Below are 18,785 nucleotides of genomic sequence, written 5' to 3'. Positions count from 1 at the left end.
AGGGCCCCTTCTTAACGCCAGGCGTTAAGAAGGGGCCCTTCCACACACCTCAGACGGCGACGTCACGGCGGGTGAAGGCGGCGGTGCCCGCGGCGACGAGCAGGGCGGCACTGCCGAGCAGCAGCAGGGCGCCGACCGGCTGCACACCGTCGACCAGCGGGGACCCGCCCAGGTACCAGTGGAACGGCGACAGGTCCTGCGCCCACCTGAGCCCCTCCACCTGCGGGAACACCGAGTTCGCCAGGTAGCCGAGGACGGCGACGCCGGCGCCGGCGCCCAGGGCCACGGCCCGGCGACCGGTGGCGGCCCCGGCGGCGAAGGCCAGTGCGGCGAAGGCGAGCCCGAACAGGGTCAGGTGCAGGGTCATCGCGGTGAAGCCGCCGAGGGTGATGCTGTCCAGCCGTGCCGGCCCGCGCAGGGCGACCAGGGCGAGCCCGAGCAGCACGGTCACCACCACCACGCCGGCCGCGACGGCGGCGAAGCGGAGCAGGGCCAGCCGGACCCGGCCCACCGGGTGCGCGAGCACCAGGTCGAGGGTGCCGGCCTCCTCGTCGCCGGCCATCGCCCGGGCGCCGGCGGCGATCGCGAACACCGCGACGAGCAGCGGGACCAGCAGGCCGTAGACCGCGCTGCCGAGGTACCCGGCCGCGCTGGTCAGATCGCTGTAGTTGAACGCCTCCAGCAGCCCCTCCGGGTACGCCTCGAGCGCCTTCGTCATCTCCGGGGTCTGCATGGTCGGCCAGAAGGCGGCGTACATGCTGCCCACGGCGACGATCGCGACGGCCCAGCCGACCAGCGACCGTCGCGCGTCGTGCAGTGCCTTGGTGAAGGGGTCACGCAGCAGCACGGGTGGCCTCCTCGCGCGAGTAGTAACCGAAGAAGAGTTCCTCCAGGTCGGGCTCCTCGCTGAGCAGCCCGACGACGGTGTGCCCGGCGGCGGCCTTGACCAGCGCGTCGGCGCGACCGTCGAGGCGGCACCGCAGGACGGTGCCGCTGACGTGGACCTCGCTCACGCCCGGCAGGTCCGCGAACTCGGCCGCGTCGACGGGGCGGGCGAAGGTGACCTCCACCTTCCGGACGGCCTGTTCGCGCAGCTCCTCCACCCGGGCCACGGTGACCATCCGACCCGCACGGACGATCCCGACCCGGTCGGCGGTCTGCTGGACCTCGCTCATGACGTGGGAGGACATGAAGACCGTACGGCCGTCGGCTCGCGCCTCGCGGACCATGGCGAGGAACTCGTGCTGGAGGAACGGGTCGAGCCCGCTGGTCGGCTCGTCGAGGATCAGCAGCTCGGGGGAGTGCATGAACGCCTGCACCACGCCGACCTTCTGCCGGTTGCCCTTGCTCAGCCCTCGGATCGGCCGACTCAGGTCGAGGTCCAGCCGGGCGGCCAGGTCGTCGATCCGGGCGCGGGGCACCCCGCCGCGCAGGTTGCCGAGATAGGTCAGCAGTTCCCGGGCGGTCTGTCGGCCGTCGACGACGAAGTCACCGGCGAGGTAGCCGATCCGCCGTCGCAGCGCCACGCCGTCGCGGCGCGGGTCGGTGCCGAGCACGCGTACGCGCCCGGCGGTGGGCCGGATCAGGTCGAGCAGCAGCCGGATCGTGGTGGACTTGCCGGCCCCGTTCGGGCCGAGGAACCCGTACACCTCCCCGGGTTCGACCCGCAGGTCCAGGCCGGTCAGGCCGCGGTTGCGGCCGTACGCCTTGACCAGACCCTCGGTGTGGATGGCGGGCTCAGCCATCGCGGTCTCCCTTCGCCCCGTACTCGGCTTCAAAACGTTCGACGAGTTGCGGCATCTCGCGCTCGATGAAGGCGTAGAAGTCGCGCATCATCCGCAGCCGCTCGGTCCCCGGGGCGTCCTCGCCGCCGACAACGTCCAGACCGCGCTCCATCAGTTCGCGGAACACCCGGAACTTGGTGGCGTCGGCGGCGATGCGGATGATCGCGTCCGGCCGGACCTCGTACGCGTGGCCGCGGTGGCCGGGCACCGGCACCCGGCGGGCGAGCCCGCTGGTCTCCAGCAGCCGCATGCCGGTGCTGACCGAGCCCTTGGAGAGCCCGAGTGCGGTGGCCAGCTGCGTGCTGGTCTGTCCCGGTGGATCGCAGATCAGCAGCCAGCCGAGCAACTTGCCGTACGCGGGCGGCAGGCCCAGCCCGCCCAGCACGACGGCCGCGTCCTCGGCGTACCGGCGCTGGTCGGAGAACTCCGACATGGTCCCTCGTTTCAAACGTTCAATAAGTTCTGAACGTACGGTACGCCGACGCGGCCTCAACGTCCAGAGCCGGGACGGCCCCGCACATGAAAGAACGGATGTGGTGTCCCGATCGGGACACCACATCCGTTCGTGTGCGGTTGTGTCGTGCGGGTTGTTAAGCGGGGGCCCTTCCTCTACCGCAGGCGTTAACGGGGGGCCCTTCCTTACACCTCAGGCGGCGGCGGCGAGCTGGGCGATGCGGATGCGGTTGGCGAGGGCGTCGAGCAGGCCGCGCAGCAGCGTCTCGGTGGTCTCGTCCTTGATCTCACCGTCGACGGTCAGCTTCTCGTGGGCGTTGGTGACGATGATCTCCGGCTTGCTGAGCACGGCGGAGTCGGTCCACAGGAAGAGCTGCCGGAGCTGGAGCTGGGCCCGGACGGTGCCCATGCCGGTCGGGGCGGCGCCCATTATGGCGACCGGCTTGTGGGCCAGCGGGGACACCCACGAGGTGACCGGGAAGGAGGGCCGCGAGGCCCAGTCCAGCGCGTTCTTCAGCACGCCCGGCACGCCGTAGTTGTACTCCGGGGTGGCGATCAGCAGCCCGTCGGCGGCGGCGATCTTCTGCCGCAGGTCCACCACGGATGCCGGCGGCTCCGCCTCGATGTCCTGGTTGAAGGCGGGGATGGCGCCCAGGTTGTCGTACCGCTCGATGGTCAGGCTGTCGGGGGTGAGCCGCTGGGCGGCCCGGATCAGCGCGGTGTTGAAAGACGCGTCCCGCAGGCTCCCCGAGATGGCGAGGATCGAGAACGTGGACATCGGAGTCTCCTCTGTTCGTGGCTCATCGCCAGGTGCATGAGCAAGTAAATAGTAGAGGTGCTCAACTGTTGAATGGCAAGTAGGATGTGAGACATGGCGCAGAAGACCGTCCCGGCGGAATCCAAGGTGGGCGACCGAACCGTGGTGGCTGGCGACGCCGTACGCCGGATCATGCACATCGCCTCGGCCATTCGGCACTACCAGGACGTGGAGATCGCCGAGTTGGGCCTCACCCCGGCGGCCGCCCGCGCGCTGCACCAGCTCGACCCGGACCGTCCGCTGCCCGCCCGTGACCTCGCCGAGCAGCTGCGCTGTGACCGGTCCAACGTGACCGCCCTGGTCGACAAGCTGGAGCAGGCCGGGCTGGTGGAGCGCCGCGTCGACCCCGCCGACCGGCGGCAGAAGACGCTGGTGGTCACCGACGCCGGCCGGCGGACGCGGGCGCGGGTCCATCAGGTGATGTCGGACTCCCGTCTCCTCGCCGGTCTGACCATCGACGAGCTGGCCACCCTGCGTGAGCTGGTGTGGAAGGTGTCCGACGGCGGCTGTCCGGAGACGGACTGCGGCAGTTAGGTCGCCATGCCGACGGTGGGTCGTGTCCGAGTGGGCGGCGGCGGCGCTCGTCGGTAATGCTGTCCGACGTGACCACCCCGCAAGATCTCGACGACCGGTTCCGCGACAGGCTCACCACGCTGGACGCCGCCGACGAGCGGCGTGACCCGGGCGAGCCGGTCGTCGACGGCGCGCTCCTGACCGGCGCCCGGGCTCTCGACCTCTTCGACGCCCAGGTCGTCAGCCGCCAGCTGGACCTCGCCGGGCGGTGGCTGCGCAGCTTCGGGGAGGGCTTCTACACGATCGGCTCGGCCGGCCACGAGGGCAACGCCGCGGTGGCGGCGGCGCTGCGGCCCACCGACCCGGCGCTGCTGCACTACCGCTCCGGGGCCTTCTACTGCGCCCGCGCCGCCCAGGCCACGCCACCGGCGTCCGAGGACGACTCCGGGTCCGCCGGGAGCGGTCCCTTCACCCCCGTGTACGCCGAGGCGGCCCGCGACGTCCTGCGCGGAATGGTCGCCTCCACCCGGGAACCGATCGCGGGCGGCCGGCACAAGGTCTTCGGCCGAGCCGACCTGGCCATCGTCCCCACCACCTCCACCATCGCCTCGCACCTGCCCCGCGCCGTCGGGTTGGGAATCGCCCTCGAGCGGCTGCGCCGGCTGGACCCGGCGGGCCGCCGTGCCGGCAACGAGGTGCGCCTCGGCGGCGGCGGGGGAGCGCAACACGCGCCCTGGCCGGCCGACGCGATCGTCGTCTGCTCGTTCGGCGACGCCTCCGTCAACCACGCCAGCGCGACCGCGGCGTTCAACACCGCCGGCTGGTCCGACCATGCCGGCCTGCGCATCCCGGTGCTCTTCGTCTGCGAGGACAACGGGCTCGGCATCAGCGTCCGCTCGCCGAAGGGCTGGGTGGAGACCGCGCTGCGGTCCCGGCCGGGGATCCGCTACTTCGCCGCCGACGGCGGCGACCTCGTCGAGGCGTACGCGGTGGCGACCGAGGCGGCGGCCTGGGTGCGCCGGCACCGGCGCCCGGCGGTGCTGCACCTGTCGACCGTACGGCTGATGGGACACGCCGGCGCGGACGCCGAGACCGCCTACCGCACCACCGCCGAGATCGAGGCCGACCTCGACCGGGACCCGGTCGTCGCCGCCGCGGCCCTGCTGACGCGGGTCGGCGTCGCCACCGGGGCGGAGCTGCTGGCCCGCTACGACGAGATCGGCTGGCAGGTGCGCCGCGTCGCCGAGGAGGTGCTCGACGAGCCGAAGCTCGCCAGCCCGGCCGAGGTGGTCACGCCGCTGGCGCCCCGCCGGCCGGTGCGGGTGGCCCGGGCGGTGGCCGACGCGGCAACGCGGGCCAGCGGGCCCGGCGCCGCCGCGCGGGCCGAGGCGTTCGGCGGGAAACCGCCCGAGCTGTCCGGTCCGTTGACGCTCGCGCAGAGCATCAACGCCGCGCTCGCCGACGGGATGCTCGACCACCCGCAGATGGCCGTCTTCGGCGAGGACGTCGCCGCCAAGGGCGGGGTGTACGGGGTGACGAAGGGCCTGCGTGACCGCTTCGGTCCGGCCCGTGTCTTCGACACCCTCCTCGACGAGACCTCCATCCTCGGGCTGGGCCTCGGGGCCGGGCTGGCCGGGATGCTGCCGGTGCCGGAGATCCAGTACCTCGCGTACCTGCACAACGCGGAGGACCAGCTGCGCGGCGAGGCGGCCACCATGCAGTTCTTCTCCTCCGGCGCGTTCCGCAACCCGATGGTGGTGCGGGTGGCCGGCCTCGCGTACCAGGAGGGGTTCGGCGGGCACTTCCACAACGACAATTCGGTGGCCGTACTCCGGGATGTGCCCGGCCTGCTCATCGCGGTGCCGGCGCGGCCGGACGACGCGGCGGCCATGCTGCGGACCTGCCTGGCCAGCGCGGCGGTCGACGGCAGCGTCTGCGTCTTCCTCGAGCCCATCGCGCTCTACCACACCCGCGACCTGTACGCGGAGGGTGACAATCAGTGGTTGGCCGAGTACGCGGAGCCAGGAGCCTGGAGCGGCGGACATGTGCCGGTCGGCCGGGCCCGCGTCTACGGCGTCGGCTCCGCCGAGGATCTGACCATCGTGACGTTCGGTAACGGGGTCCGGATGTCGCTGCGGGCGGCAGCCGCCCTCGCGGAGGAAGGGGTCGGTACCCGGGTCGTGGACCTGCGGTGGCTCGCCCCGTTGCCGGTCGGCGACCTCATCCGGGAGGCCGCCGCGACCGGCCGTGTGCTGGTGGTCGACGAGACACGCCGGTCCGGCGGGGTCGGGGAGGGAGTGATCGCCGCCCTGGTGGACGCGGGTTATGTCGGAGCGGCGCGGCGGGTTGCCGGAGTCGACTCGTTTGTACCATTAGGCCCGGCTGCGCATCAGGTGCTGGTCTCCGAGGATGCCATCACCCAGGGTGCCCGCACACTGCTGGCACGGTAAATTCCGTTCCACCCGGTGCGCCACTTGCGCGGGGAGCCACAACTGTGTGGACTTTGCCTGACGGCGTCGCACGACGCCGCGAGCAGGGATGAGATGAGGAGGCACGCGACAGTGAGCGCGACCGCTGGTCAGGCCGCCGACGGGGTACGCAGCCTGGCGGACCGGTTCGGGATCGAGCCGGGGATGGTCGTCATGGAGATGGGGTACGACGACGACGTCGACCAGGATCTCCGGGACGCCCTGACCGACCGCTGTGGAGAGCTGGTCGACGAGGACACCGACGAGGTGGTCGACGCCGTGCTGGTGTGGTACCGCGACGGCGACGGTGATCTCTTCGAACTCCTCGTGGACGCCCTCGGCCCGCTGGCCGACAACGGTGTCGTGTGGCTGCTCACGCCCAAGGCCGGGCGCGAGGGGCACGTCGAGCCGAGCGAGGTCGCCGAGTCCGCGCCCACCGCCGGCCTCCAGCAGACCTCCACCATCAACGCCGGACGTGACTGGAGCGGGGCCCGTCTCGTGCTCCGCCGGGGGGCCAAGGCCAAGAAGTAGCCCGACATCTCCCGCACCCGGCGGCACGGTCCGGCCGGTGTGGCAGGCTGGTGCCACTCAGATCCGACCCGAGGAGCTCGCATGCCCATCGAGGTTGGCGCCGAGGCGCCCGACTTCTTGCTGAAGGACCAGAACAACCAGGAGGTCCGGCTCTCGGACTTCCGGGGCAGGCGCACCGTGCTGCTGGTCTTCTACCCGCTCGCCTTCACCGGCATCTGCCAGGGTGAGCTGTGCGAGGTGCGGGACAACCTGGACGACTACGTCAACGACGACGTCCAGGTGCTCACGGTCAGCGTCGACTCGGTCTACGCCCACAAGATCTGGGCCGACCGGGAGGGCTACCAGTTCCCGCTGCTCGCCGACTTCTGGCCGCACGGCGCGGTGGCCCAGGCGTACGGGGTGTTCAACGAGGTCGCCGGCATCGCCAACCGGGGCACCTTCGTCATCGACCGGGACGGCGTGGTCCGCTTCGCCGAGATGAACATGCCGGGCGAGGCGCGTGACCAGCAGGGCTGGCGCAAGGCGCTCGCCGACGCCGTCGCCGGCTGATCCCGGATCCCACTTCGGGCACGACCGTACGACCGGGCCAACGGAGGGCAGGGTAAGCTTGCCAGCCTCCGGCCCGCCGTACGGGCGTTCCGGGCGCGTAGCTCAGTGGGAGAGCACTCGCCTTACAAGCGAGGGGTCGCAGGTTCGAAACCTGCCGCGCCCACCAGTGCCACCAGCGGCAACCGCCCCGAGAGGATCACTTCCCGGGGCGGTGACAGCAATGGGGTCTGGGAGAGCCGCCCATCGAGCTTGCCGAGCGCCTGCCGCATCACGTCGAGGTTGGCGTGGGAATACACCTTTAGGGTGATCTCCACGTCGGCGTGGCGGGCGATCGCCTGGACGACGTGCGGGGGACGCCCAGCTCCATCAGCAGCGACACCACCGTGTGTCGAAGATCGTGCAGCCGGACATCGGGGCAGCCGGCTTTCTCCCGGAGCCCGGCGAAGTGACGGTTGAGGTTGCGTGGCTCCATCGGGGTGCCGACCTCGGAGGGGAAGACCAGGTCGTGTTCCTGCCAGACCTCGGCCAGCCGTTCCCGTTCCCGTCGCTGACGCTCCTGGTGGTCGAGTAGCGCCACCCAGGTCCAGTCGGGAAGGGGTAGGACGCTGTCCGAGTCCTCTGTCTTGGTGTCTTGCAGGTGTAGCTTGCCGCCGGCCCGCTGCACGGTCTGACCGATGGCGGCCGTGCCGGTGTCGAGCTCCGACCAGCGCAGTCCGAGGAGTTCACCGCGCCGGAGTCCGAGCGTCGCGGCGACGAGATAGAGGGCGTGCAGGCGGTGACCCTCGGAAGCTGCAAGGAGCTTTCGGACCTGTTCGACGGAGAGGCCCTTACCGACTCTGTAACGCGGCAAGGGACTCGGACGAGCTTGGCGACGTTACGGGACACCAGTTCCTCGCGCATGGCATGTTGGAGCGCATTGCGGAGCACCGCGTGTACGAATTGGAGTTGCCGGGCGCTGGGGTAGCGCTGGCAACACCTGCCGACTGAGCAGCCCGGTTCGGGTACCGGGGTGGGTTCCGGTGCGGTGATGGCGGCCGGCGGTGCGGGTTCGGTGGTGACCTGCTCGGCCACTTGGACGCGGATCGGTGCGGCCGGCGTGACCGGCGCAGCGTTCTCGGACGACGCCGGGGTTGGGGCGAGGGCGAGTTTGACCAGGGCATGAACGCCAGTGCCGGGACGGCGGACAGGAGCCAGCCGACGGATCGGTGTCGGATGAGGCGTGACACTTCCGCTAGACGACCTTGTTCTTCAGTTGGCCAACGTTCGGCGTGCCGAGCGATGGTGTTTCGAACCTCTCGGCGAAGCTGCTTGAGTCCGAGACAGGCTCCAGCAGTCGGCCGCCGTGTGGTCCACCACCAGCCCGCCGCCACACCTAGAGGCCGAATTGTCAGTGGCAGCGGTGCCCGGAGTCGGCGGTGGGGGTGGTGCCGAGGTCGTCGGAGCGACCGGCGGCGATTCGGGACCACTGCGATGTCGGGCGGCCGTCGAGACGGAACTGCTCACCGGTGGTCCCGAAGCGCTGCGGCCACCCGTCGGGCGAGTCCTCCCAGGTCTCCTGACGGCCGTAGAGGGTCAAATCGAGCATCCCGTAGGAGCTGCCCATAGGCTCACATCCGCGCCCGGTCGTCCAGTAGGTCTCGAAAACGCGGTCGCCCTCGCGCAGGTAGCAGCACTTCATCCCGAAGTGGCGCCCGGCGACGAGCCGGTCGAGGGACTCCCGAGGCACCGAATACCACGGCATCTGCCAGCCCATGAACTCCCGATACCGGTTGCTCTCGGCAAACGGGCCCTGGCAGAAGACGGCGAAGGTCACGTCCCGCGAGTGCAGATAGCCGAGCTCGAGCACGCTTCCGCTGAACATCGTGCAGCCCTCGCACTGGTCGGCGGCCGAGTTGCCGGTGTGCCACATGTGGTACGACGCGAACAGCTGCGAACGGCACTCGAAGGCGTCCAGCAGAGTCACCTCTCCGTCCGCGCCCACGAGCGGCGCCGACGCGTCGACCTCGACCATCGGCAGCCGTCGGCGAGCGGCGGCGATCGCGTCGCCCTCGCGGGTGTGGGCCTTCTCCCGCTTGCGGAACTCATCGATCCGCTTCAGCCATGCGGCGCGGTCGACGATCGGGGGCACGTCGGACATGGGTCCTCCTCGGTGTCGTTCGGATGTAGGTACAGACCGGCCGCTGTCCGATTCTTCATCGGTCGCCACTGCCCTTCTTTTGGTCCCGCTGCGTCGGGGTTCGGGTTTGCGGACCTTGAACCGGGGATGGGCATGGTGGTGCGGGACGTTCGTGACTGCGGATCCGGCAGGCACATCTTGGACGGCCCGGTACCGCTGTTCGGTCACGCTCATCTCCACCAGCACCCAGCGGAGTGTCACGCATCAAGCGAAGCCATCGTGTAACGCATCAAGCGGAGTCGGACACCGGCTGCCGGCGATGCCGGGCTCCACTTGATCCGTTACACATCGACTTCACTTGAAGGGTGACAGTTGGCCGGCTCTCTCCGGGCTCGGCTGTCACGGTGCGTAACTGGCGTGCCGCCTATCGCTGTGGCATGCCGATCCTCGACGCCGGTCAAGACGCGCGATCAGCGGCATGAGAGTGATCTCGTTACTCGAAACTCAAAGCGAAGAAATAGAAGATGCGCGGCTGCCCGGATAATCATCGCCGCAAATTAGGTAGATGCTGATTTAGCTGCTTCGGCGGCGACCGATTCGCGCGTTGACGGCAGTGCCTGCCTGGACTCCCATCGGCCTGCCAGCCACACCAGGTTCCCCAGTAGCTCTCGACCCGGTACCTATTCCGCATTTCGGCGATGTGCGGGCTCGCTATCTCACGGATTTCCAGAATGGAAGCGCCCCAGTTGTTGACAATGAAAGTCTCGTCGGCCATATTGGCACGAACGAACATCCCGCCACATCGAAGCCGTTACAACGGACCGTGACTGCTGTCTTCTGCTCCTCGGTCCACTGGCTGTAGGGCGCTTCGATGACCGACGGCAGTACCCGGGCGGCGGACCGCATTTCGGGCGAGGTTATCAAATTGACCACCTCCATCGTGCCTTGAACCTGCTGTGAACGGTATACCGCCTCGACCTGCCGCCCAGCGTGTCGGGCCTGACGAGCGCCAACTAGCAGCGCCAGAGCAACGATTAGAGTGGAAACGACCTGGGAGATGGCGACGACGGTATTCACGCCGCTGATTATTGCTCATATCAGGCCGTAGATCGAGTGCACTCAACTCGGCAGAAGCGGATGCCTGGCACACCAGCTGTCGTGGACAGTCGGCGTCACGGTCCGTATTCGGCATGCTCAACCCCGTGTAACCCATCAACTGAAGTCACCGTGTAACGCATCAAGCGGAGTACGACACCGGCTGCCGGCGAAGTGGTTCAAACTTTCTGTACGTCTTCAAGGCGGCCCTGAACGGGCCGCACGCGCCGCCGCCTGGGCGCGCGTCCGTCGCTCCGCTGGCGCTCCGACTCCGGCCACGCAGAAACGCCCGGCGGCTGGCGCGGAGGGCGGGGAGCCCGGTGGGCCGCCGGATGACGACAGGACGTTCCCGGTGGTGTGGTGGGCCGGCAGCCGGCCGGGCCGCGCGGCCAGCACCCGCGCGGCGCAGGGGAGCGCACGCCGGCCGCGTCGGCGAGCTGGCGATGGTCGCCGGGCTGCGGCTAGGGCGCCTCCGGCGGGGGCTCTCGGCTCCAGGGTGGCCGGGGCTGCGTCGGCGCGTCGCGGTCCGTGGGTGGTTGCGGTAGGCCATCCCGCCTGCCACCGACCCGGGCAAGCCGAGCAGACCACCGCCCGACCCGCCAGCGTCCGAACCTGTGTCAAGGTCCGCTTGACGTGGTGGGCCGGGCGGCGGCCCACTCCCAGGTAGGCGGGTCGATGGCAGACGGGATGGCGGGGTTAGCCGTAGTTGAGGCGCTACCGCAGCGGACTCAGTATCTCTAAGTTGGACGTCATGAGCGACAGGGACAATCCGATGGGGTTTCGTTATGAGCGTTTGGCAGGTCTGACACCCGGATGGCCCACGCCGCTCGGTGGGTGGCCATCGTGGGTCTGGGATGCGCCCTACGACGGTGCCCGTCATCCACAGTCTCGCCCGGTTTTCCCGGTGGGTGCGGGTGCGAATTGCCAGCGCTATGCCTACTCGGTCCTGGCGTTATTCGATCTATGTGTGCCGCCGTTGCGTTCCAGTGAACTTTGGTCGGCCATCGAACTGGAGCCCGTCACCTCGGGCTCAATCAGGCCCTTTGACCTGGTCTTTTTCAACTCTACTCAAAACCCGTATGGCGCTCACGTCGGAGTGGCGATGCCACAGGACGAGATATTGCACCTCTGTGAAGAGGTCGGGCGACCTGCAATCTGGCCCTTATCCTCGTTTGAGCGGAGGGAGCGCTACAAGACCTTTCTCGGCGGTCGGCGGGTAACCGTACGGCCGGAGTAGGCCTGAGTTTGGTCTACCCGCTGCGGCTGCCTCCCGGGAGACCGGAGGTACGGCAGTCCATTCGGGGGACAGATGGGGCACAAGACACCGTCAAACGTCGGCAAGTAGCCGGTAGCACTGTGAGGCAGCAGCGCTGCGGGATCTGGGGTGCAGGCATATCGGTGCAGGTCATCGACGAGTCGACCTAAGTTCCGCTTCGACGTCTGACGAGCTGTCCGATTGGAGCGGGCCGGATCCCGTACGCTGCGGCCGTGTTCACCCCGATTCGCACCCGCCGGCTTACCCTCCGGCCGGTCACCATGGACGACCTGGACGACGTGTACGCGTACCAGCGTCGGCCCGACGTGTGCCGTTGGATGCTCGGCAACGAGCCACGTAGCCGCGAGCAGTCGCAGAAGTCGGTGGCGTCGATGGCCAGTGAGGTCGGGCTGCGGGTCGAGGGTGACGTTCTAACCTTGGCTGCCGAGGCGAACGGACGATTGACTGGCACCGTTGAGCTGGTTTGGCGGAGCCAGGCCGACCGGACCGCCGAGATCGGTTACGTCTTCAATCCGGATTTCTCAGGTCGAGGGTTGGCCACCGAGGCGGTGGCGGCGCTGCTGGGATGGGGCTTTGGGGAGTTCGGCCTGCACCGCGTCTACGGTCGGTGCCACGCTGGCAACGAGGCGTCGGCCCGGCTGATGACGCGGCTGGGGATGCGGTGCGAGGCGCGGCATGTCGAGAGCTACTTGTTTCGGGATGAGTGGGCCGACCGGTTGGTGTTCGCGATGTTGGCGCGGGAGTGGCTATCGCGGTCGGCGGCGCTCTCTGGCTGACGTGCTCCGTGACGCGAGTAGCTGACAGCAACGAGCAGGGACGAGGACGTCGGTTGGCGGCCGAGCGTGGACAGTTGCCCGAGGCTGCGGATGCGGACCCCTCCGGACGAAGTGCCTAGAACTTACAAGCGACGGGTCGCAGGTTCGAAACCTGCCGCGCCCACCAGTGCCACCAGCGGCAACCGCCCCGAGAAGATCATTCCTCGGGGCGGTGACAGCAACGGCGCTCAGGTGAACCCATTCACAAGGGTCCTCCGCGGCCGCACCCCCGCGACGCACATTCTCGCCACCCACCCGAAGCCCGTCACCGGAACTACGGTCCGTCCGAGGCGTGCGGTCAGCGGCATGGCAGCGCATCACTCGATGAAGTACGCCGCGCTCTCCGCGTCGGCCGGGTAGTAGGACTCGACCGCGATCTCGTCGATCGTGATGTCCATCGGAGTGCCGAAAGTGGTGATGGTCGAGAACAGCCGTAGCTCTCGTCCGCCGACGCGAAGGATCATGGGGATCACGACGTCCGTGTCGATCGGTTGGCTCGATGCCTCGTCGGGTTCGGGCGCCAGCAGTTCGTCGTAGAGTGCGGTGAGTTCGGGGTCGGGAGCAGTGGCGAGCTGGCGCGAGATCCGGCTGCGGAACACCGCGCGTACGTCGGCGAGGTTGACGACGATACGAGCCAACCCGCGCGGGTCCAGTCCCAGCCGCACCAGGTTGACTGGCGGCCGCAGCAGGTCGGGATCCACCTGGGCGAAGAACGGGTCGACGGCGCGGTTGGTCATCACGATGTTCCACCGGCGATCGAAGACCACTGCCGGGTACGGCTCGTGTGCGCGCAGGACCCTGCGGACGGCGTCGTGGACGGCCGACAATGCGTCGTCGTCGAGCGGACGCTCGGCGTACCGGGGTGCGAAGCCCCCGGCGAGCAGGAGCCGGTTGCGGTCACGCAGCGGCACGTGGAGCTGATCCGCGAGTCGGAGGACCATGTCGGGGCTGGGCTTGGATCTGCCCGTCTCGACCAGGCTGACGTGACGAGCGGAGACGTTCGCCGCGATCGCGAGATCCAGTTGGCTGAGTCCCCGCCGGTGTCGCCACTGCCGCAAGAGTTCCCCGACCGTGTCCACGATCATGAAGCGTACGAATCGTCGGGGCGGACGCCATGACATCCGAGTTCATCGACAATCGAAGCAGTCGCGGAAACACTGCGTCTGTGACCACCGAGAACACGAGGATCGTCCAACAGGCGCTGGCAGGGCTCATCGAGACGGGTGACGTTGACGCGCTCGGACAGTTCCTGACTGATGACTTCGTCCACCACAGGCCGGGTCCAACCACATCGACCAAGGGGGAATGGCTCGCCGCCGTCCGCGCTGCGCTGGTGTCGCTCGTCGGCATGCAGGTCGAGATTCACCAGGTGCTGGCCGATGGTGATCGCGTCGTGGTGTATTCACGGCGCTGGCTTCCCGATGCAGGGCCGGAGATCGCGGTCGTCGACATCTGGCGGATCGACGACGGGCTGATCGCCGAGGGGTGGGAGATCATCGAGCCGATGGCCCAGGTGGCCGCCAACCTGGTGTGGTGGGAGTCTGCTCAGCGCTGACCATGCGAGTGGTGGAACGTCAGGCGCGACCGTTGATGAGAGCGAACAACCGCTTCGGAGCTACCCGGGCCCCGATCTGCGACACCCGCCCGAGACCGATCCCGATCTCGTCTTTCCCCGCGTCCAAGCCTCGCATCGCGCGATCAAGGAAGACGTCCAGCGGCATCGCCCGGGGTGGCGGTGACGGCAGGTCACGATGGAGTGGCGTGTCGACAACCGGGGGGATGATCTCGACGACCTGGACGCTCGACCCGGCGAGTTGCCGCCGCAGGCTCAGGGTGAACGAGTGAACGGCGGCTTTTGTCGCCGAGTAGACAGGTGTGTTGGCGAAGGGGACGAAACCGAGGCCGGAGCCGACGTGGACGACACGCGAGCGTTCAGCGCGACGAAGCAGGGGTAGCGCTGCGGCGGTGACGTTGATGAGCCCCGTCAGATTGGTGGCGATCTCGGGCGCGACGTCGCGCGGTCCCGGCGGCTCGGCGGCGGAGAAGTCGAGCAGCCGTTGAATGCCGGCGTTGTTGATCAGAGTGGTGAGGTGCGGGACCCGGGCGGCAACGTCGGCCATCGCTTCGGTGACGGAATCCGGATCGGCGACGTCCAGGACGACCACCGACATCCCGGGATGGCGAGCCGCAACCTCTTCCAGCCGGGACCGGTCCCGGCCGGAGATGATCACTTGAGCCCCGCGCGAGTGGAATCGTGCGGCCAGGCCGGCGCCGATACCGGAACTTCCTCCGGTGACCAGTACGGCCTTGTCAGTCACGCGTCGCGTCACCGGTCGGTCCTCCCCAGGCGAAGTGTTCGCCCGTCATGTCTACCGCCTCCCTCCGGCCGGGCGTCCGCAACCCCCGGCGAACCAGCCAGCGGACATGTTCCCGATCCGGTGCAACCGTGGCGTCGCTTCGCTGCGTGAGTGGGAGGAGCAGCCACCGAGGAGAGTTGGGTCGGCATGACAGAGGAGGACTACCGGGCGTTCTACGCATCCGCGTTCGCGCGTCTGGTCGGTCAGGTGTACCTGCTGACCGGCGACTTCGCCGAGGCGCAGGACGCCGTTCAGGAGGCGTTCGTCCGAGCCTGGAGCAGACGTGGCCGGTTCGCCGCCGGGGACGAGCCGGAGGCGTGGATCAGAACCGTCGCCCGTCGGATCGCCGTCAGCCGCTGGCGCTCCGCGCGGTCCGGGTTGGCGGCGTGGCGGCGCCACGGGCTGGTTCCGCAGGTGCCGGCACCCGGCGTGGAGACTCCGCTGATCGTGGCGGCCCTGCAACGTCTGCCCGAGGAGCAGCGGCGCGCGATCGTGCTGCACCACCTGTGCGATCGGTCCGTCGACCAGGTCGCCGTCGAGACGGGGGTGCCCTCCGGAACGGTGAAGGCCCGATTGTCGCGCGGGCGGAGTGCCCTACGACAGATCCTCGACGAGCCGGACGTCTCGCACCCGCCGGCCGGTACGCCGCGCCGGTCCGACCGACCAGACGACATCACAAACCTGGAGCGTCGTCATGCCTGAACGCCAGTACCCCGACCGGGAGAGCCCCATGGTCGAGAACCCTGACCCGGAGAGCCCACTGCCCGGCCTGGACACCATGCTCCGGGACGCGGCCGACGACGCGACGCGTCGGGCGTTCGTGCCGCCGTACGACCTGGTCCAGGGTCTGGCACGACGTCGCCGTACCGGAAGGATCGCGACGGCCGGTGTGTTCGGGGCCGTGCTCGTCCTGGTGATCGGGGTCGCAGCCGTCACCGGCGCCGGGCCCGGCCGCGACGAGGACCCGCGACCGGCGGCCTCGGCCACCGTTCTCGACCCGTCGTTGCGCGAGTACTGGACGGAGATCCCCATCCTCACCTGGACACCGAAGAACGGACGCGAGGCGTCGGACGTGTCGTCCACGAACGAGTTCCGTACGGCGGTGTTCTCCGCGCTCGCGCCGGGGGATCACGACTACTCCGAGGTCGACGATCTGCGGACCCTCTTCCCCGACGCTCCGGTCGGTGGCCCGGCAGTCCCCATCGACCAGTCGGTCACGAGAGCTGAGTTGGAGCGGGCCGCCGCGAACCTCCGCGTGCTCGACGGCGTGCAGGACGCGCGGGTCGTCGAGGTGCCCGGCCTGTGGTTCACCGTGTCGGCCACCGGCCCCGCCGTCTCCGGCCGTGGGGAGCCGGCGATCCTCGACCTCGGGGGGACACCCGTCCGTGGCTCCGCCGGCGGGCAGCAACGTGACGCGCAGAAGCGCTGGGTCAACTGGGTACGCGCCACGTACGTCGGACCGGCCATCGAGCGCGCCACCTTCGACCTGCTGCGTGCTCGGGCCGCCGAAGCCGTGGACATCGAGGTGTCGCAGGTGGTGGTCACGGCGGAATCCTCCACCGGAAGGCCGAGACCGACGACGAGCTGACGCCGGGCAGGGAGGATGTGATCCAGGTCACCTCTTTCCCGGGAGCGGGACGTCGGATCGGTCGTCGGCCGACCGTCGGCATGGTGAGAGCCGGAAACGGTACCGGCGACACCAGGAGGACAATCATGCGACTCACGGTCACCAGCTTCCTGACCCTGGACGGCGTCCAGCAGGCTCCCGGCGCTCCCGACGAGGACCGTACCGGCGGGTTCGACCTGGGCGGCTGGGTGCCGCCGCACTTCGACGACGCGATCGGGTCGTACCTGGACGGGGTCTTCGGCGAGGCGGACGCCTTCCTGCTCGGCCGCCACACGTACGACATCTTCGCCGCCTGGTGGCCGAACGTCGACGACCCGGAGGACGGCGTCGGCCTCGCCCTCAACCGGCTGCCCAAGCACGTCGCCACCAGCCGGCCCGACGACCTGGCGCCCTGGAACGGCACCCGGCCCCTGAACGGTGACCTGGCGAAGGCGGTGACCGCGCTCAAGGGGCAGCCCGGCCGGGAACTCCAGGTGCACGGCAGCGGCGCGCTCGTGGCGTCGCTGATGCGGGAGGGACTGATCGACACGTACCGGCTGCTGGTCTTTCCGGTCGTCCTGGGGCGCGGGCGGCGACTCTTCGCCGACGGCGTTCCCCCGGCGGGCCTGCGGCTCACCGACAGCAGGACGTCCGGCAGTGGCGTGCTCATGCTGACCTACGACGGTGCCGGGGCGCCGGAGTTCGGCACGATCGGGGCCTGACGGACGCAGGCCGACGGGCCGTCCTCACGGGACAGCGGAGGTGAGCCGTGACTCGTAGGATCGCCGGCCATGGGTGACGGTGCGGTGCTGCTGTGGGTGCACGGCGGTGGTTGGCATTCCCGCGAGACCACCGAGGTGTCGTTCTTCGAGGAACTCGGGTTGCGGGTGGTGCACGCCCGGTACCGGCTCAGCGGTGAGGCGACCTGGCCGGCGCAGCTCGACGACCTGCGCGCCGAGGCGCGCGCCGCCCGGGTGCCGGGCCGGCCGATCCTGGTCGCCGGTGTCTCCGCCGGCGGGCACCTGGCCCTGCACCTCGGTCTGCGGGGCGTGGACCGTCCCGGCGACGTGGCCGCGGTGCTGGCCTTCGAAGCGCCGTCCGACCCCCTGGCGCCCGACTGGCCGCGGGCCCGGGCCGAGGGGAGCCCGTGGCACCGTCTCCTGGGACATCTACCCGCCCCGGGTGATCCGTCAACGCGGGACTGCACCGTCGCCACCCATGCGGGTGTGGGGACGCCGGTGCTGCTCACACACGCCGTGGGCGATGTCGCCGTACCGCCGACGCAGACCCTCGCCCTGGCCGCAGCGCTGATCTCCGCCGGTCACCCGGTGCACGTGTCGGTCACCGACGGAGGGCACAACGAGCTGGACCTGCGCCGCCCCGACATGGCCGCGTCGGCCCGGCGCTTCCTCGCCCGGCAGACCGCCGTCACGGTGCCCTCCTGAGCCGTCACGTGGGACCCGCCCGTACGTCACCGCAGGCGACGGGCGACCCAGGGGAGCAGGGCCTCGGCCTGGGCGCGCTGGAACGCGCGGACGGTCGGGATGCCCGGCGGCGGTGGTCGCCGGGCACCGTCGGTGAAGAAGCCGGCCATCCCGGCGTACACGCCGGTGAGCGTGGCCGGGTCGACGTCGGCGGTGAGCGGCGAGCGGCGCAGCAGCGCCTCGGGGTCGTGCCCGCCGTGCAGGGCGACGTTGACCAGCAGCAGCGCCGTGTCCAGCCAGGCCGGACCGCGCCCGGCGTGCGGCCAGTCCACCACTGTGACCCGGCCGGCGTCGTCGATCAGGAGGTTGTCGGCCCGCAGGTCGAGGTGGCAGAGCGTGTCCCCGTCGAGCGCGGCGAGGCCGCAGTCCGCGGCCTCCCGCAACTCGGTCAGGTGGGCCCGGGCCCAGGGGTCCAGGTCCGGCGGAGGGTCGGCGGCGATCCGGTGCCAGCCGGCGAAGTCCTCGGTGAGCTGCGCCGTCACGGTCGGCGCGTGCGGGACCGGGTTCGGGGTGACGGCCGCCGCCAGGGCCTCCAGCGCCGTGAGCACGGTGGCCAGCTCGTCCGGGTGCCACGGGAGGACCGGGTGCCGTCCGTCCACGTCGGTCAGGACCAGCGCCACCCACTCGCCGTCGTCGTGGACGCCGAGCAGGCGGGCGGCCGGTGCGTACGCGGGAAGGGCTGCGGTGTTGCGCGCCTCCGCGCGGTGCAGGCGGACGCTGTCGGCGTTCTGCGTCGGGCTGACCGCCTTGACGAACGCCCGCCGCCCGCCGGCCGTACGCACCCGGTCGGCGGTTCCGGGGGAGAAGCCGCCGGGCTGCGAGACCGCCTCGACCACGCGGTCGCCGAGCACGTCCTCGACGGCGGCGCACACGTGGCCGGGCAGCTCCGTCCAGCCGATCCGGGTCCCCATGGCTCCACCG

Annotated in this window: 19 protein-coding genes and 1 tRNA gene; 11 read left to right on the top strand and 9 right to left on the bottom strand. The window is 69.9% G+C overall.

Annotated features, from left to right (window positions below):
• Positions 1-49: 49 nt before the first annotated feature.
• The 4 genes from ACTMSW_RS06085 to ACTMSW_RS06070 all read right to left on the bottom strand — a co-directional run bounded on the left by ACTMSW_RS06085 (position 50) and on the right by ACTMSW_RS06070 (position 3,015).
• On the bottom strand, positions 50-847 hold the full coding sequence (locus ACTMSW_RS06085) for an ABC transporter permease subunit (RefSeq protein ID WP_441179448.1): 798 nt from the start codon (positions 845-847) through the stop codon (positions 50-52).
• Positions 834-1,745 carry an ABC transporter ATP-binding protein gene (locus ACTMSW_RS06080; RefSeq protein WP_441179446.1) on the bottom strand — a complete coding sequence of 304 codons (912 nt, stop codon included), beginning with the start codon at positions 1,743-1,745 and terminating at the stop codon, positions 834-836. Before ACTMSW_RS06080 ends, ACTMSW_RS06085 begins: the two co-directional genes overlap by 14 nt.
• Positions 1,738-2,217 carry a GbsR/MarR family transcriptional regulator gene (locus tag ACTMSW_RS06075; protein ID WP_441179444.1) on the bottom strand — a complete coding sequence of 160 codons (480 nt, stop codon included), beginning with the start codon at positions 2,215-2,217 and terminating at the stop codon, positions 1,738-1,740. Before ACTMSW_RS06075 ends, ACTMSW_RS06080 begins: the two co-directional genes overlap by 8 nt.
• Before the next feature lie 213 nt (positions 2,218-2,430).
• Positions 2,431-3,015, bottom strand: coding sequence for an NADPH-dependent FMN reductase (locus tag ACTMSW_RS06070; protein ID WP_441179443.1), 585 nt, complete (start codon positions 3,013-3,015; stop codon positions 2,431-2,433).
• Between the two features lie 93 nt (positions 3,016-3,108).
• Between ACTMSW_RS06070 and ACTMSW_RS06065 the strand changes: the two genes are divergently transcribed.
• From ACTMSW_RS06065 to ACTMSW_RS06045, 5 genes are all read left to right on the top strand, one after another.
• Positions 3,109-3,588 (top strand): MarR family winged helix-turn-helix transcriptional regulator, encoded by a 480-nt coding sequence (locus tag ACTMSW_RS06065; RefSeq protein WP_441179441.1) that lies wholly within the window; start codon positions 3,109-3,111, stop codon positions 3,586-3,588.
• A 56-nt stretch (positions 3,589-3,644) separates the two neighbouring features.
• Positions 3,645-6,017: a thiamine pyrophosphate-dependent enzyme gene (locus ACTMSW_RS06060; protein ID WP_441179440.1), complete on the top strand. Its 2,373-nt coding sequence runs from the start codon at positions 3,645-3,647 to the stop codon at positions 6,015-6,017.
• Positions 6,018-6,128: 111 nt separating this feature from the next.
• Complete coding sequence (locus ACTMSW_RS06055) at positions 6,129-6,566, top strand: DUF3052 domain-containing protein (protein ID WP_357034416.1); 438 nt, start codon at positions 6,129-6,131, stop codon at positions 6,564-6,566.
• An 81-nt stretch (positions 6,567-6,647) separates the two neighbouring features.
• Complete coding sequence (locus tag ACTMSW_RS06050) at positions 6,648-7,115, top strand: peroxiredoxin (protein ID WP_441179437.1); 468 nt, start codon at positions 6,648-6,650, stop codon at positions 7,113-7,115.
• 91 nt (positions 7,116-7,206) lie between these two features.
• Positions 7,207-7,281, top strand: a tRNA-Val gene (locus ACTMSW_RS06045).
• Between the two features lie 132 nt (positions 7,282-7,413).
• Here the strand turns inward: ACTMSW_RS06045 and ACTMSW_RS06040 are convergent.
• Positions 7,414-7,965: a site-specific integrase gene (locus ACTMSW_RS06040; protein WP_441179435.1), complete on the bottom strand. Its 552-nt coding sequence runs from the start codon at positions 7,963-7,965 to the stop codon at positions 7,414-7,416.
• Positions 7,966-8,502: 537 nt separating this feature from the next.
• Positions 8,503-9,252: a DUF899 family protein gene (locus tag ACTMSW_RS06035; RefSeq protein WP_441179433.1), complete on the bottom strand. Its 750-nt coding sequence runs from the start codon at positions 9,250-9,252 to the stop codon at positions 8,503-8,505.
• A 2,562-nt stretch (positions 9,253-11,814) separates the two neighbouring features.
• Between ACTMSW_RS06035 and ACTMSW_RS06030 the strand changes: the two genes are divergently transcribed.
• Positions 11,815-12,378, top strand: coding sequence for a GNAT family N-acetyltransferase (locus ACTMSW_RS06030; protein ID WP_441179431.1), 564 nt, complete (start codon positions 11,815-11,817; stop codon positions 12,376-12,378).
• Between the two features lie 356 nt (positions 12,379-12,734).
• Here the strand turns inward: ACTMSW_RS06030 and ACTMSW_RS06025 are convergent, their stop codons facing one another.
• Complete coding sequence (locus ACTMSW_RS06025) at positions 12,735-13,502, bottom strand: helix-turn-helix domain-containing protein (RefSeq protein WP_441179429.1); 768 nt, start codon at positions 13,500-13,502, stop codon at positions 12,735-12,737.
• 80 nt (positions 13,503-13,582) lie between these two features.
• On the opposite strand from ACTMSW_RS06025, the gene ACTMSW_RS06020 reads away from it, so the two are divergent.
• Entirely contained in the window at positions 13,583-13,972 is a 390-nt protein-coding gene (locus tag ACTMSW_RS06020; RefSeq protein ID WP_441179427.1) for a nuclear transport factor 2 family protein, read from the top strand.
• A 19-nt stretch (positions 13,973-13,991) separates the two neighbouring features.
• On the opposite strand, the gene ACTMSW_RS06015 is transcribed toward ACTMSW_RS06020, so the two are convergent.
• A complete protein-coding gene (locus tag ACTMSW_RS06015) occupies positions 13,992-14,747 on the bottom strand; it encodes an SDR family oxidoreductase (protein WP_441179426.1) in 756 nt (251 codons plus the stop codon).
• 174 nt (positions 14,748-14,921) lie between these two features.
• On the opposite strand from ACTMSW_RS06015, the gene ACTMSW_RS06010 reads away from it, so the two are divergent.
• From ACTMSW_RS06010 to ACTMSW_RS05995, 4 genes are all read left to right on the top strand, one after another.
• Positions 14,922-15,476 (top strand): SigE family RNA polymerase sigma factor, encoded by a 555-nt coding sequence (locus ACTMSW_RS06010; protein ID WP_441179424.1) that lies wholly within the window; start codon positions 14,922-14,924, stop codon positions 15,474-15,476.
• The gene (locus ACTMSW_RS06005; protein ID WP_441179422.1) at positions 15,469-16,362 is read left to right on the top strand and encodes a hypothetical protein; all 894 of its coding nucleotides are present in this window, start codon (positions 15,469-15,471) and stop codon (positions 16,360-16,362) included. The genes ACTMSW_RS06010 and ACTMSW_RS06005 overlap by 8 nt, the downstream gene beginning before the upstream one ends.
• Before the next feature lie 125 nt (positions 16,363-16,487).
• Positions 16,488-17,102 carry a dihydrofolate reductase family protein gene (locus ACTMSW_RS06000; RefSeq protein ID WP_441179421.1) on the top strand — a complete coding sequence of 205 codons (615 nt, stop codon included), beginning with the start codon at positions 16,488-16,490 and terminating at the stop codon, positions 17,100-17,102.
• 69 nt (positions 17,103-17,171) lie between these two features.
• Positions 17,172-17,825, top strand: coding sequence for an alpha/beta hydrolase (locus ACTMSW_RS05995; RefSeq protein ID WP_441179420.1), 654 nt, complete (start codon positions 17,172-17,174; stop codon positions 17,823-17,825).
• Between the two features lie 26 nt (positions 17,826-17,851).
• Here ACTMSW_RS05995 and ACTMSW_RS05990 read toward each other — a convergent pair whose 3' ends face one another.
• Positions 17,852-18,775 carry a phosphotransferase family protein gene (locus ACTMSW_RS05990; protein ID WP_441179419.1) on the bottom strand — a complete coding sequence of 308 codons (924 nt, stop codon included), beginning with the start codon at positions 18,773-18,775 and terminating at the stop codon, positions 17,852-17,854.
• Between the last annotated feature and the right edge of the window lie 10 nt (positions 18,776-18,785).

The organism is Micromonospora sp. BQ11, from assembly GCF_052068135.1.
Taxonomy (GTDB): Bacteria; Actinomycetota; Actinomycetes; order Mycobacteriales; family Micromonosporaceae; genus Micromonospora.
The sequence above is the reverse complement of the archived record's forward strand: the minus strand, read 5'-3'. Positions and strand labels throughout refer to the sequence as shown.